The 15380-nt window shown below is 37.7% G+C and carries 12 protein-coding genes; 10 read left to right on the plus strand and 2 right to left on the minus strand.

What is annotated here, in order from left to right; all coding sequences use genetic code 11:
- Positions 1 to 148: 148 nt before the first annotated feature.
- Positions 149 to 1357, plus strand: coding sequence for a multidrug efflux MFS transporter (locus tag M2139_RS11185; protein ID WP_280738933.1), 1209 nt, complete (start codon positions 149 to 151; stop codon positions 1355 to 1357).
- A 62-nt stretch (positions 1358 to 1419) separates the two neighbouring features.
- Here M2139_RS11185 and M2139_RS11190 read toward each other — a convergent pair whose 3' ends face one another.
- Positions 1420 to 1614 (minus strand): YjzD family protein, encoded by a 195-nt coding sequence (locus M2139_RS11190; RefSeq protein ID WP_280738934.1) that lies wholly within the window; start codon positions 1612 to 1614, stop codon positions 1420 to 1422.
- A 189-nt stretch (positions 1615 to 1803) separates the two neighbouring features.
- Between M2139_RS11190 and dnaE the strand changes: the two genes are divergently transcribed.
- The 3 genes from dnaE to pyk all read left to right on the plus strand — a co-directional run bounded on the left by dnaE (position 1804) and on the right by pyk (position 8081).
- On the plus strand, positions 1804 to 5139 hold the full coding sequence (dnaE, locus tag M2139_RS11195; protein ID WP_280738935.1) for a DNA polymerase III subunit alpha: 3336 nt from the start codon (positions 1804 to 1806) through the stop codon (positions 5137 to 5139).
- A gap of 150 nt (positions 5140 to 5289) precedes the next feature.
- Positions 5290 to 6252, plus strand: coding sequence for a 6-phosphofructokinase (gene pfkA, locus M2139_RS11200; RefSeq protein ID WP_280738936.1), 963 nt, complete (start codon positions 5290 to 5292; stop codon positions 6250 to 6252).
- Between the two features lie 62 nt (positions 6253 to 6314).
- Positions 6315 to 8081 carry a pyruvate kinase gene (gene pyk / locus M2139_RS11205; protein ID WP_280738937.1) on the plus strand — a complete coding sequence of 589 codons (1767 nt, stop codon included), beginning with the start codon at positions 6315 to 6317 and terminating at the stop codon, positions 8079 to 8081.
- A 55-nt stretch (positions 8082 to 8136) separates the two neighbouring features.
- On the opposite strand, the gene M2139_RS11210 is transcribed toward pyk, so the two are convergent.
- Entirely contained in the window at positions 8137 to 8919 is a 783-nt protein-coding gene (locus tag M2139_RS11210; RefSeq protein ID WP_280738938.1) for an ABC transporter ATP-binding protein, read from the minus strand.
- A gap of 205 nt (positions 8920 to 9124) precedes the next feature.
- Between M2139_RS11210 and M2139_RS11215 the strand changes: the two genes are divergently transcribed.
- From M2139_RS11215 to M2139_RS11240, 6 genes are all read left to right on the plus strand, one after another.
- Positions 9125 to 10192, plus strand: a complete 1068-nt coding sequence (locus M2139_RS11215) for a zinc-binding dehydrogenase (protein WP_280738939.1) — start codon at positions 9125 to 9127, stop codon at positions 10190 to 10192.
- Positions 10193 to 10361: 169 nt separating this feature from the next.
- Complete coding sequence (locus M2139_RS11220; RefSeq protein WP_280738941.1) at positions 10362 to 10919, plus strand: YceD family protein; 558 nt, start codon at positions 10362 to 10364, stop codon at positions 10917 to 10919.
- 65 nt (positions 10920 to 10984) lie between these two features.
- Positions 10985 to 11164: a 50S ribosomal protein L32 gene (gene rpmF / locus M2139_RS11225; protein ID WP_280738943.1), complete on the plus strand. Its 180-nt coding sequence runs from the start codon at positions 10985 to 10987 to the stop codon at positions 11162 to 11164.
- Positions 11165 to 11425: 261 nt separating this feature from the next.
- Complete coding sequence (gndA, locus tag M2139_RS11230; protein WP_280738944.1) at positions 11426 to 12850, plus strand: NADP-dependent phosphogluconate dehydrogenase; 1425 nt, start codon at positions 11426 to 11428, stop codon at positions 12848 to 12850.
- A gap of 112 nt (positions 12851 to 12962) precedes the next feature.
- Positions 12963 to 13649 carry a response regulator transcription factor gene (locus tag M2139_RS11235; protein ID WP_280738946.1) on the plus strand — a complete coding sequence of 229 codons (687 nt, stop codon included), beginning with the start codon at positions 12963 to 12965 and terminating at the stop codon, positions 13647 to 13649.
- A complete protein-coding gene (locus tag M2139_RS11240) occupies positions 13646 to 15124 on the plus strand; it encodes a HAMP domain-containing histidine kinase (RefSeq protein ID WP_280738947.1) in 1479 nt (492 codons plus the stop codon). The genes M2139_RS11235 and M2139_RS11240 overlap by 4 nt, the downstream gene beginning before the upstream one ends.
- The last annotated feature ends 256 nt before the right edge of the window (positions 15125 to 15380 follow it).

Consider the following 15380-nt stretch of genomic DNA (forward strand, 5'->3'; position numbering starts at 1 on the left):
CACTGGCTGAAGCTATTGATGGAGAAGTTTTTTATTTTTTTATGAAAAAATCTTGTCAGCATCCCTTAAACGTTTTAAACTATTAATAATGAAATAAAAAGGGATTAGGAAAAAGGTGAAGTGTAGTCTGGAAAGGGCTGAAAAAATTTTGAAGGTAAATTGGCGTAAGAATTTATGGATTTCGTGGGTAGGCTGTTTTTTTACAGGAAGTAGTTTTAGTTTGGTGATGCCTTTTATTCCTGTTTATATTGAACAATTGGGAACCCCTAAGGAGCAGGTGGAATTATTTTCAGGTTTGGCGATTTCGGTTACGGCTTTAGCGGCGGCACTTATTTCACCAGTTTGGGGGAGTTTAGCTGATCGCAAAGGTCGTAAAATGATGATGATCCGAGCAGCTGCGGGGATGACGATTACGATGGGCTCGTTAGCTTTTGTCCCTAATGTTTATTGGCTGTTGATTATGCGCTTTTTCACAGGGATTCTCTCTGGCTATATCCCTAATGCGACTGCGATGATTGCTTCGCAAGCACCAAGGGAAAAAAGCGGTTGGGCCTTAGGAACTTTATCAACCGGTTCGCTGGCGGGTTCTTTAATCGGACCTTTATTAGGTGGCGCTTTAGCAGAAACTTTTGGTATAGAGAATGTTTTTATTATTACTGGGGTGGTTTTATTTATTACCACAATTTTAACGATTGTTTTGGTGAAAGAAGATTTTCAACCGGTTGAAAAGCATGAATTACTTTCGGTTAAAGAACTTTTTGGCAAAATTGAACAGCTACCCGTTTTAATCGGTTTATTTGTAACTACTTTAATTTTACAACTAGGCATTACCAGTATCAGCCCGATTTTAACTTTATATATTCGTAGTTTGCAAGGAGCGACTAATAATATTTTATTTGTCAGTGGTCTGATTGTTTCGGTGGCAGGGATTTCGGCTGTTTTTTCTTCCCCTTTGTTAGGGGAATTAGGGGATCGTTTTGGGAGTCATAAGATTCTTTTAGCGGGTTTAGTGATGGCGTTTTTCTGTTATTTGCCGATGACTTTTGTAAAAACACCTTTTCAATTAGGCGTTTTGCGTTTTCTTTTAGGTTTTTCAACTGGCGCGCTGATGCCGTCTATTAATAATTTAATTGGTCAGTTGACGCCAACTGAGGGAGTTAGTCGGATTTATAGCTATAATCAAATGTTTAGTAATTTTGGGCAAGTTTTAGGGCCTTTAGTCGGTTCGACAGTCGCTCATCAAATGGGTTATCCTGCTGTCTTTTTAGTAACTAGTGGCTGTGTGCTTTGCAATATATTATTATCACTCTTCAATTTTAGAGGATTATTAAGAAAAAAAGAGACTGTCGGAAATTAATTTTCCTCAGTCTCTTTAATTTAACTGCTTTTCATTGAAAGAAAAGTCATTTTGCTTTATATTTAAAGGTGCTTAGATGAAGTTTTTTTCGAACTAGGTTTAGCGACTTCGCCAATTAAAATCACGACGATGCCTAAAATTAAAGAAACAACAGCTGTCGTAGCAGGGGTGTAAGTACTGGAAGTTAAAGCACCGCCTAAATAGCCAACGATTTGTCCTAACAATAAGGCCCAAAAGATTGTTGTAAGATAACGCATTAGTCTACACCTCTTTTCCAATAGTAAAGCCAATAGCTTGCTTACTATCATTTTTCTAACTTAGTTTAGCACAAATCAGCAAAAAATGAAAAAGATTTACAAAAAGTTTTCATAAAATTTTAAAAAAATAAATTTCAGTATTATAGATATTATAAAAATTAATGCTCTTGTAGCTAGAAAGGAAGCAAAATGGCATTTCCGCAATTATATACAACTACTAATTATACCCTTTTGCAAAGTACCTTGCGGATTCCGCAATTTGTTGAAACGGCTAAAACGCGAGGTTATCAGAGTCTGGGGATTACTGACCGAAATGTCCTTTCTGGTGTTTTAGAATTTTATCAGGCTTGCAAAAAAAATCAAATCCAACCAGTCATTGGCTTACAGCTTGATTATCAAGTTGAAGATTTTGCCGAACCGCTTACTATTTTATTATATGCCAAAGATGAAATCGGCTACCGCAATTTAATTCAGTTGTCTTCCTATAATATGACTCACAAAGAGCCGTTGTTTTTATTGGAACAAGCAAATCAACTGAACCATTTATATGGCGTTTTACCTGAAGAAAATCAATTGCAGCATAGATTTGCAACGACTGACGCAGCGGAAGTTTTAGCTGAATATCGCACGTTAGCAGCTTTATTTGAAGAAAATTCCTTTTTTATCGGTTTGAGTCTATCTCATTTTGAAAAAAGCGCGGCTCCTTGGTTGCATTTTTTACAAGAAAATCAGCTGCCCCTTTTAGCTTTGCAAAATGTTAGTTATTTAGAGGCGGAAGAAGATTTCAGCTTGCGGGTATTACGTCATATTCAAGATGGCACAGTTTTCGAAGAAGATTTAAATAGTCTGGGAGAACTTCGTGGAGAAAATTATTTGCGTAATGAAGCAATTATTGCAGATTTATTTAAGCAACAGCAAGTCACGGCTTTAAAAAATGCAGAAGCGCTAGTGGCTAATTGTCAATTTGAACTGCCTTTAAATCAACAGTTGTTACCTCATTATCCTGTGCCAACAGAAGAAAGCTCAGGAGCATATTTACAACGTCTGTGCCAAAGCTGTTTGCCACAACGGGTTGAAAATCTAACAGAAGAATATCAACAACGCTTGAATTATGAATTGGAAATTATTCATAAAATGGGCTTTGACGATTATTTTCTGATTGTTTGGGATGTGTTAGATTACGCTCACCAAAATCAAATTGTCACTGGGGCGGGGCGAGGCTCAGCTGCCGGTTCTTTAGTGGCTTACGTTTTATCAATTACTGACGTGGACCCTTTGCAGTATGGTTTGTTATTTGAACGTTTTTTAAATCCAGAACGTTATACAATGCCCGATATTGATATCGACATTCCTGATAACAAGCGGGAGGTCATTTTAAAATATGTGCAAGAGAAATATGGTAAATACCATATGGCGCAAATCGCAACTTTTGGTACAATGGCAGCCAAAATGGTTTTACGAGATGTTGCGCGAGTTTTCGGACTCTCACAAAGTGAAGCAAACCTCTGGTCTAAAGCGATTCCTAATCGTTTGAAGATTACCTTAGCCGAAGCGGTTACTGAATCTAATCAATTAAAACAGCTAACGGAGCAATCGGAAAAATATCGCTTATTGTTTCAAACGGCTTTACAATTGGAAGGTTTGCCCCGACATGTTTCCACTCATGCCGCTGGGGTAGTGATTAGCGATCAGGATTTGTTGAATTTTATTCCTTTGCAAGCGGGCTCTGATGATATTTTATTAACGCAGTTTACCATGAACGACGTGGAAGCTGTCGGCTTGTTAAAAATGGACTTTTTAGGTTTGCGTAATTTATCAATTATTGATAATACGCTACAAGGCATAAAAAAAGTCTATCAACAAAGCTTTGATTTCAAAAAAATTCCGCTAGATGATCCAGCGACCTTACAACTTTTCCAGCGAGGAGAAACCAGTGGTGTCTTTCAATTTGAATCAGCTGGGATTCGTAATGTTTTACGGCGCTTAGAGCCAAATAATATTGAAGATATTGCGGCCGTGAACGCCCTTTATCGTCCGGGTCCGATGCAAAATATTGATACTTTTATTCGTAGAAAAAAAGGCTTAGAAGCGATTCGTTATCCTGATGATAGTTTACAAGGAATTTTAGCCAATACATATGGAGTAATTGTTTATCAAGAGCAAGTTATGCAAGTGGCTTCGCAGATGGCGGGCTTTAGTTATGGGCAAGCCGATATTTTACGAAGAGCTATGAGTAAAAAGAAAAAGTCAGTGTTAGATGAACAACGTAAGCTGTTTGTAGCGGGGGCTTTAACTAATGGTCACTCTGAAAAGCGTGCCAATGAGGTTTACGACTATATTGACCGCTTTGCGAACTATGGTTTCAACCGTTCCCACGCTTTCGCTTATTCTTTTGTCGGTTTTCAAATGGCCTATTTGAAAGTGCATTTCCCAGCGCCATTTTATACGGCGGTTTTACATTCGGTACGGCATAATCCTACGAAAATTAAAGAATATGTCAGCGAAGCACGCAAAAATAAAATCACCATTCTACCGCCAGCAATTAATCGCAGTAGTTATAGTTTTAAAATTGTTGGCAAAGATCAATTGCTGTTTGGTTTCAGTTCATTAAAAGGCATTCGCCGTGATTTCATTAAAGAAATTATTGATGAACGCCAAGCAGAAGGGCCTTATCGTTCTTTTGATCAATTTCTGATTCGTATTCACAATCGTTGGTTGAAAAGGGAAAATATTGAACCATTAATTGCGATTGGTGTTTTTGATGAGTTAACGCCTAATCGTCGCCAGTTAATGCTGGATTTAGATGGCAAAATTCAAAATGTCTTATACAGTGGTGGCAGTATGGATTTGCTGGATATTATGACTTTAAAAAGTGAAGAGATGGCTGATTATGCTTTAGAGGAACGTTTGGCACTGGAAGAACAGTATTTAGGGGTTTATTTATCAGGGCATCCTAGCGAAAGTTATCCTAAACTGCGCCGCACCAAACAAGTGGCAACCGTAGCAGATCTTTTAAAAGGGGAAAAAACTAAGTTACTGCTATATATTAAAGACATTCGCGAAATTCGTACGAAAAAAGGCGAACAGATGGCCTTTTTAAAAGGTTCTGATAGCAGTGGTGAAATTTCCGTGACGATATTCCCTAAATTATATCGACAAGTTCGTGGCTCGATTCAGTTAAATAGTGTTTGCTATGTTGAAGGTAAAATTGAAGAAAGCAATTATAATCAGGAATTGCAGCTGTTAGCCGAACAAGTTGCTGACGCTAGTTTGTTGGAATCCCAGTTAACCGATCAAATTTGCTATTTAAAGGTGGTAACTGAGCAAGAGCAACCGGAAGTTTTACAAAATATTTTACAAATCATGAAAGATTCTCCTGGACCTATTCCGATTATTGTTTTATTTGAAAAAGATCGCCGCAAGGTTCAATTGGCTGAGGAGTATTGGGTAACCGATAGTCAGCAGTTGCAACAGCAATTAAAACAAATTTTAGGAGATGAAAACGTCGTCTTTGAAAAAAAATGATGTTTTCAAGAATTATTTCTATGATATTTTCATTTTTGGGCATTCTGACCAAGACTTTTTTTGGCAATGGTGGTAAAATAGGACTCATGGTAAATTTTAAGTGAAAAATCCTGAATTTCAGGTAAGTATATTAATGAGGTGAAAATAATAATGAAACGGATTGGTATTTTAACAAGTGGCGGCGACGCTCCAGGGATGAATGCTGCGATTCGTGCGGTAGTACGCAAAGCGATTCATGAAGGAATAGAAGTATACGGAATTAATTATGGTTATGCAGGTTTAGTGGCTGGCGATATTCATCGCTTAGATGTTGCTGATGTCGGCGATAAAATTCAACGTGGTGGAACGTTCCTTTATTCTGCTCGTTACCCTGAATTTGCCACAGAAGAAGGGCAATTAAAAGGGATTGAACAACTGAAAAAATTTGGAATCGAAGGGTTAGTCGTAATTGGTGGCGATGGTTCTTACCATGGCGCAATGGCGTTAACTAAACGTGGATATCCAGCAATCGGCGTTCCCGGAACAATTGATAATGATATTCCTGGAACTGATTTTACAATTGGTTTTGATACAGCGATTAATACTGTTTTAGAGTCATTAGATAGAATTCGTGATACTGCAACTTCTCATGTACGGACTTTTGTCATTGAAGTAATGGGTCGCGATGCTGGTGATATCGCTTTATGGTCTGGTGTTGCCGGTGGTGCAGATGAAATTATTATTCCAGAACACACTTTTGATATGGCTGAAGTTGCTAAACGCATCCAAAACGGCCGTGAACGTGGCAAAAAACATTGCCTAATCGTTTTAGCTGAAGGTGTGATGGGTGGTAATGAATTCGCTGAAGAATTATCTAAATATGGTGATTTCCATACCCGCGTATCTATTTTAGGACACGTTGTTCGTGGTGGTTCACCAACTGCTCGCGACCGCGTTTTAGCCAGCAAATTCGGTAGCTATGCTGTTGAATTATTAATGGAAGGTAAAGGCGGCTTATGTATCGGCATGTTAGAAAATAAAGTTGTCGCAGCAGATATTGTTGCTACGCTTGAAAACAATCGCCATAAACCTGATTTATCTCTACATGAATTAAATCAATCATTATCTTTTTAATCTCGTTAGTTAAGCTTTATAGCTAAGAATAGACAAAATTTGAATAGGAGCGTTTATTTGTAATGAAAAAAACTAAAATCGTCAGTACGTTAGGTCCAGCAAGTAATTCAGTCGAAATTATTGCCCAGTTAATTGAATCTGGTGCCAATGTTTTCCGTTTTAACTTCTCTCATGGAGATCACGAAGAACAATTAGGCCGTATGAATATGGTTCGTGAAGCAGAAAGACAAACTGGTAAAGGTGTTGCTATCTTACTAGATACTAAAGGTGCTGAAATCCGGACAACTGTTCAAGGTACTGAATCTGGTAAAATCGAATTTTCAATCGGTGATATCGTACGTATTTCAATGGATGAAAACCATGTTGGTAGTCAAGAAAAAATTGGGGTAACTTACCCAGGTTTATATGATGATGTAAAAATCGGTGGTCATGTGTTATTCGATGATGGCTTAATCGATATGAAAATCATTGAAAAAGATGCAGCGACTCGCGAATTAGTAACTGAAGTTCAAAATGCTGGTGTTTTAGGCTCTCGTAAAGGTGTTAACGCACCAGGCGTTTCTATTAGCTTACCTGGTATTACTGAAAAAGATGCTGATGATATTCGTTTTGGTTTAGCAAATGATATTGACTTTATTGCTGCCAGCTTTGTTCGTAAAGCGCAAGACGTTTTAGAAATCCGTGAAATCTTAGAAGAAACAGAAATGACTCACGTTCAAATTATTTCTAAAATTGAATCACAAGAAGGTATCGAAAACATTGATGAAATTATCAAAGTTTCTGACGGTATCATGGTGGCTCGTGGTGACATGGGGGTAGAAATCCCTGCTGAATTAGTACCATTAGCACAAAAACGTATTATCAAAAAATGTAATTTAGCTGGTAAGAGCGTAATTACTGCAACACAAATGTTAGAATCTATGCAAAAAAATCCTCGTCCAACACGTGCGGAAGCTTCTGACGTTGCCAATGCCGTATTTGACGGAACTGATGCAACAATGTTATCAGGGGAATCAGCAAATGGTGATTACCCAGTAGCATCTGTAGCTACAATGGCTCGTATTGATATGGAAGCTGAAGAAGCATTGTCTGAAATGGGCACTTACCAAATCAATCAATTCAACAAAGCTGACGTAACTGAAACAATTGGTTTATCTGTAGCCCGGGCTGCTAAAAACTTAGGTGTTAAAACAATCGTTGCTGCGACTGAATCAGGCTACACAGCTAAAATGATTTCAAAATATCGTCCAGATGCTGATATTTTAGCCGTAACTTTTGACGATCGTACAAAACGTGGTTTGATGTTAAACTGGGGTGTTTTCCCAACGGTTGCTGAAAAACCAACAACAACTGATGAAATGTTTGAATTAGCAACACAAAAAGCAGTTGAATTAGGTTTCGCTAAAGAAGGCGACTTGATTTTAATCACTGCCGGTGTACCAGTTGGTGAACGCGGTACAACTAACGTAATGAAAATTCAAATGGTAGGTTCTAAATTATTAGAAGCTCAAGGTGTTGGTGAAAAAGCGGTTGTCGGTCATGCAGTTGTAGCTAACAGCGCTGAAGAAGCAATTGCTAACGCGAAAGACGGCATGATTTTAGTTGTACCTACAACTGATAAAGAATATATGCCAGCAATCGAAAAAGCTGCTGCTTTAATCGTTGAAGATGGTGGTTTAACTTCTCATGCTGCGGTTGTCGGCATTGCGAAAAACTTACCAGTTGTTGTGGGCGCTAAATCTGCTAGAACAACAATTGAAAATGGTGAATTATTAACTGTTGACCCTCGTCGTGGTATTGTATACCGTGGTGAAACAACAGCCATCTAAACACTATCTTTAAAAGTGAAAGGCTTGCTCAATTGGAGCAAGCCTTTTTTTGCGGTTATTCAGCTGGTAAAACCATTAAACGTTGTTGATTAATCGGGTAAAAAGTAATTGGCTTTTCGTAAAAAGCCGCCAATTTTTCTTTTGTAAAAAGTTCTGCTCGATTTCCTTGGGCAAAAACGCTGCCGTCTTTAATCATTAATAATTTATCAAAAATCGGTAGCAATTCTTCTGTATGATGGGTGACGAAAAGTAAAGTCGGAGCATTTTTATCTTTGGCTAATTTTTCAATGGTAGTTAATAGCTGTTCTCTAGCAAATAAATCTAAACCGTTACAAGGTTCATCTAAAATCAACATTTCTGGCTTGGCCATTAAAGCCCGTGCGATTAAAACGATTTGCCGTTCCCCTTGTGAAAGCAACTGATAAGGTTTGCCAATTAAATCTTCAGCTTGAAAATTCACCAATAATTCTTTGGCTTGTGCCAATTCCTGTGGCGTATATTTTTGATAAATGCCGATGCTGGCAAATTTCCCTGATAAAACAATCATTTCGGATAGTTCAGAAGGACGAATCCGATATTGCAAAGCGGTGCTGACCCAACCGATGCGCTTTTGTAATTCAGGAATGGAAGTTCTACCAAAAACTTCTCCCAACACTTCTAAACGGCCGGCAGAAGGCCAATAACTCCCAGTAATTAATTGTAGTAATAAAGTTTTTCCCGCACCGTTTAAACCTAAAATTCCCCAGTGTTCATTTGCTTCAATCTCCCAATTGATATTTTTCAATAACGTTTTCTGCTCGCGTTGGAGCGAAACACCTTCAAAAGATAAAATTTTCATAACAAATAACTTCCTTCAGTTTTTATTTTCATTTTAGCATAAGTTGCAAGTTTAATCGTTGCTATTTTTATAAAGTTTCATCAGGGAAAATGGCGGGAAATATTTTTAAAACTTTTGACTTTTGCAGCAACTTTAACTAAGATTGAGTTGGCAAGTAAGCGTTTTAAATTATAGTTTAAATTAATATATTAGGAGGTTTTTATTGATGAAAGGCTATGGAATGAAATCAGTGAATGAAGCGAGCTGGTTAGAAAAGGTAAAACCGACAGCCGGACCAATGGATGCAATTTTACGACCGCTAGCGTTGGCGCCTTGTTCTTCTGACACCCACACGTTGCATGGTGGTTCAGGTGAAAAAGTCGATACAATTCTAGGGCATGAAGCAATTGGTGAAGTGATGGAAGTTGGCGCATTAGTCAGCAAATTTAAAGTGGGAGATATTGTAGTTGTTCCTTGTGTAACGCCTAACTGGGAAGAAAAAGGCGTGCAAAATCCTCGCTCTAACGCTCACGACAGCGGGTTAATGGGCAGTTTCAAATTTTTAGCGCAAAAAGACGGCACTATGGCTGAGTTTTTCCATGTAAATAATGCGGATGCCAACTTAGTGCTTTTACCAGAGGGCGTTTCAATGGAAGCGGCCTTGATGACGGTGGATATGATGTCAACTGGTTTTCATGGCATCGAACTGGCGGAAGTTGAATTTGGCGATACTGTAGTTGTCATCGGAATTGGGCCAGTGGGCTTAATGGCTGTCGCTGGGGCGAAATTAAAAGGGGCAGCCCGAATTATCGCCGTAGGTACTCGGCCTAATTGTGTGAAAATCGCAAAAGAATATGGTGCCACCGATATCGTAAGCTATAAAGAAGGGGATATTGTTGAACAAATTGTCGCTATGACTGGTGGCGGTGCTGATAAAACAATTATTGCTGGTGGCAATCAAGAAACTTTCACCCAAGCCATCGCATTGACGCGGGAGTGTGGCGTCATCTCCAATGTCAATTTTTTTGATGTGACGGAAACTTTGGCGATGCCGGCTTATTTATGGGGCTTGGGGTTGGCAAATAAAGATATTCGTGGTGGTTTCTGTCCTGGTGGAGCACGCAGAATTGAAAGAATGTTAAACATGATTAAATATGGGCGGATTGATACTACCAAATTAGTTACGCATCGCTTTTATGGCTTTGCCGCGATTGAAGATGCCTTTAAAATGATGGACGAAAAACCGGCTGATTTAATCAAGCCAGTCATTTTTATTGATTGGGATAAAGAATAACAAAAATAGCTTGTTAAAAAGAAATGAAAATTTAGCTTTATTAAATAGAAGAAACTTGTTTTTTGTAAGGGGATTATTAGCAATTTTATGAAAGCTGTCAAGAAAATTTCATTGACAAAGATTTCTTCCCCCTGTATAATAACTTTTGTTGCTTAGAGGTGATGAAAAAATGAAATGGTCTTTATTAGAGTTAAGGAAGTTTCAAGAAGAACCCCTTACTTTTGCTGAAACAATTGATTTGAAAGAAAATCTAATGAATCGTGATGCAACTATTCTAGACGTTCAACCTGTTGTCGTTGATGGCTTAGTAACTGTGAGTAAAGGTGAATATATTGTTCACTACACAATTTCAACAACATTAACTTTACCATCAAGTCGTTCTTTAACACCTGTTGAATATCCGTTGCAGTTAACTGTCGATGAAGTCTTTATGACTACGGAACAGTATCGTCAACGAAATGATTTAATTCCTGAAGAAGATATTATTCTTTTAGAAGCGGATACGATTGATTTGGATATTTCGGTAGCTGATAATATTTTATTAGCAATCCCGGTGCAAATCTTCACCGCCGAAGAAGAAACCGCCACTGATTTACCGAAAGGGAGCGGTTGGCAAGTTTTATCTGAAGCAGATTATCATCAGCAAAAAGAACAGGCAGCCGATACGATTGATCCGCGTCTTGCGAAATTATCCGAATTATTTTCTCCGGAAGAGGATTCAGAATAATAGCTAAGATTGGAATATATCCGCATTTTTATAATGTAGGTTTTTACAAGGAGGTGCATTTGACAATGGCAGTACCAGCTAGAAGAACTTCAAAAGCTAAAAAAGCAAAACGTCGCACACATTACAAATTAACTATCAAAGGTTTGAATGAATGTTCAAACTGTGGCGAAATGAAAAAAAGCCACCACGTTTGTCCAAGCTGTGGTCATTACGACGGCAAAGATGTTATGGCTAAAGAAGCATAAAAACATTTTTATAGAAAATGTTTGAAAACCCCGAGTCTAACCATGGAGACTCGGGGTTTTCCTATGGAATCGAAAGAAAACGCTTTTTCTTGTGTGAGAGGATTTTTTCGGTAATTCAGTGGATTTCCGCGACTATTTTGTTTTCATTCTGACATTCTTAGGATATAATGAGAGAGATTAGAGAGTTTTCTCTCACTGGTCTAACCTTACTAATGATTTCTAAATAAGGCAGACTGTTGTAAATAGGAGGATGTAGAGTAAATGACAAAACAGCAAATTGGAGTCGTCGGCATGGCCGTAATGGGTAAAAACCTAGCTTTAAACATTGAAAGCCGTGGCTACTCTGTAGCAATTTATAATCGAACTGCAGCGAAAACGGAAGAAGTAATTGCTGAACACCCTGATAGGAATTTTAAAGCAGCGTATACAATTGAAGAATTTGTACAATCAATTGAAAAACCGCGCCGTATTTTACTAATGGTTCAAGCAGGTGCAGGTACTGATGCAACCATTCAATCTTTGTTGCCGCATTTAGATAAAGGCGATATTTTAATTGATGGCGGGAATACTTTCTTCCAAGATACTATTCGTCGTAATGAAGAGTTAGCAAACTCAGGCATTAACTTTATCGGTACGGGTGTTTCTGGTGGAGAAGAGGGCGCTCTAAAAGGCCCATCAATCATGCCTGGCGGACAAAGAGAAGCTTACGAACTTGTAGCACCAATTTTAGAAGAAATTTCTGCTAAAACAGAAGATGGAACACCTTGTGTTACTTACATTGGCCCAAATGGTGCAGGTCACTATGTAAAAATGGTTCATAACGGTATTGAATATGGCGATATGCAATTAATTGCAGAATCATATGATTTAATGAAAAATATCTTAGGTTTATCTGTTGATGAAATGGCTGAAATCTTTAACCAATGGAATCAAGGGGAATTAGATAGCTATTTAGTGGAAATTACCGCTGATATTTTAACTCGTAAAGATGATCAAGGCACTGGTCAACCAATCGTTGATGTCATCTTAGATGCAGCGGGCAATAAAGGCACAGGTAAATGGACTAGCCAAAGCGCCTTAGATTTAGGTGTGCCGCTACCATTAATTACCGAATCAGTTTTCGCACGTTACATTTCGGCTTACAAAGAAGAACGAGTAAATGCTAGCAAAATTTTACCAAAACCTGAAGCCGTTGCTTTTACTGGTGACAAAGCTGCTATGGTTGAAAAAATCCGTGAAGCATTATACTTTAGCAAAATCATGAGTTATGCTCAAGGCTTTGCTCAATTGAGATCAGCTTCTAAAGAATACCAATGGGATTTACCTTTTGGTGAAATTGCAAAAATTTGGCGAGCAGGCTGTATTATTCGCGCTCAATTTTTACAAAAAATTACTGATGCTTACGATAAAAATAATGATTTGGAAAACTTGTTGTTAGATGAGTACTTCATTGAAATTACTAAAAAATATCAGCAATCTGTTCGTGATGTTGTGGCGATGGCTGTTCAAGCTGGCGTACCTGTGCCAACTTTCTCTTCAGCAATTGCTTACTACGATTCTTATCGAGCAGAACGCTTACCTGCTAATATTATCCAAGCCCAAAGAGATTATTTTGGTGCCCACACTTATCAAAGAACAGATAAAGAAGGCATTTATCATTATGCTTGGTATAATGAAGACAAATAAAGGTTAGATTACTGACAAACTGAAGAGGAGTTAGTTTTGGCTAATTGCTTTTCAGTTTTGTTTCGGGTTAAAAATAAAATGTTTTTGTTAAACGAACAGAAAGGAAATTTAGATGAGTAGTATTCTAATCATTGAAGATGAAAAAAATTTAGCGCGGTTTGTTGAGTTGGAATTAAAACATGAAGGCTATCATACAGATGTTCATTACAATGGTCGAACTGGTTTAGAGGCGGCTTTGAATGGCGAATGGGATGCGATTTTACTTGATTTAATGTTGCCAGAATTGAACGGTTTAGAAGTTTGTCGACGCATTCGTCAAACTAAAAATACCCCAATTATTATGATGACTGCGAGAGATTCAGTAATTGACCGCGTTTCTGGTTTAGATCACGGCGCAGATGATTATATCGTAAAACCTTTTGCGATTGAAGAGTTATTGGCACGTTTGCGGGCGTTATTACGTCGAATTGATATTGAAGGCGACAAAAATATCACTAAGCAAACAACCCTGACTTTCCGTGATTTAACAATTGAAAAAGAAAACCGGGTAGTGCGTCGCGGCGATGAAGTGATTGAATTAACCAAACGGGAATACGAATTACTTTTAACTTTAATGGAAAGCATCAATTCTGTTTTAGCAAGAGATGTCTTGTTAAATAAAGTTTGGGGCTATGAAATTGAAGTGGAAACCAACGTAGTCGATGTTTACGTGCGTTATTTACGTAACAAAATTGATGTTCCTGGCGAAGAAAGTTACATTCAAACGGTTCGCGGAACTGGTTACGTGATGCGTTCATGAGAAAAAAAGTCAAGCAACAACGAGAACTTAAAGGGCCTTCTTTAACACTGAAGTGGGCCTTTGCGAGTTCTTTCTTTATATTTGTGGTATTTACCATTTTCGCTGTGATTACTTATAAGAGCACCGTCAATTTAATTGTAGCTAGAGAAAAAAGTAACGCCCAACAAATGATGCGGGATACAGAGTTGCGTTTAGCGGTGGCTGAAGAAGCCTTTGATGCGGGCAATATTGTCAATTATTTAATTGCTGATCCGATTAAAGCTAACGATTATGGCGACAATGAAAATCTCTATGAAATTGATCCGCTGATTGCTGAATTAGGACAGCGCTTATCAAGTTTATACGTCTATGATGTTTACGGTCAAACGATTTTCAAAACAGAAGACCAAAACTTAGCTTTATCTTCACGAGAAGAAACCGCTGCTGAGATAACAACGATTAATGATGAAGCTGGCTTTTTAATGTCAAAGCCCTTATATTCCAGTAAAACTAAAGAATTATTAGGTTACGGCCAAGTTTTTTATAAACTGAATAATTTTTACGAAATTCGCAATCGTTTGCTATCAACTTTGATTATTTTAGAAATTGTTTCATTAGTATTATCAAGCGGCTTAGGTTTTATTTTATCCAGCTACTTCTTGAAACCATTAAAAGTTTTACGGGATACTATGGAAGTTATTCGCAAAAATCCGCAATCAACCGTTCATGTGCCGAAAATCAGCAGTAATGATGAACTGGCTGATTTGGCAGAAATTTTTAATGAAATGTTGGATCGGATGCGACTTTACATTGAAAGCCAAGAGCATTTCGTTGAGGACGTCTCTCACGAATTACGAACACCAGTGGCAGTAATCGAAGGGCATCTAAATATGCTTAATCGCTGGGGGAAAGACGATCCGGAAATTTTGGATGAATCAATTTTAGCTAGTTTGCAAGAAATTAGTCGTATGAAAAGCCTTGTTCAAGAAATGCTTGATCTTTCCAGAGCAGAACAATCAGAGATTATGTACAAAAATGAAATTTCTAACGGTAAAGAAGTCATTTATCAAGTCTTTAACAATTTTAAAATTCTCTATCCAGAATTTGTTTTCACGATTGATGATGATTTACCTAAAGAAGAACAAGTGCAAATTTACCGGAACCATTTTGAACAGTTGATTATTATCATTTTAGATAATGCGGTGAAATATTCAACCAAACGCAAAGAAGTTCATATTTCAATTTCTAAATCTCATAATCAATTTGAAATTGCGATTCAAGATTTTGGTGAAGGGATTGCCGAAGAAGAAGTGCAAAAAGTTTTCAACCGATTTTATCGCGTGGATAAAGCCCGGGCACGTAATAAAGGCGGTAACGGTTTAGGCTTATCAATCGCTAAACAACTAGTAGAAAATTACAAAGGCCGAATTTCAGTAGAAAGTTCTTTAGGCCAAGGCACGATTTTTAGAATCTTCATTCCAATTGTTGCGGAATAAAATAAAGCAGCTAGTTTCAATTTGCATTTTAAGTTGAAACTAGCTGCTTTTATTAATAAGGAAATGAATAGGTATTTTACTGCGAAAGATGATCAAACATTTGTAGTGATTTTAACAGAAAATAACCATAAATTACGAACGTTATTACTAGTCAATAAGTAAAGAGTTCACCAATCAAAAAAACTTCAGAAAAATCACAAAAACAACTTGCAATCTCCCATTATACTTGTTATATTATTACCTGTGCTTGAGACGC

Origin of the sequence: Enterococcus sp. PF1-24 (assembly GCF_029893325.1) — a bacterium.
In the GTDB taxonomy this organism is placed as follows: Bacteria; Bacillota; Bacilli; order Lactobacillales; family Enterococcaceae; genus HY326.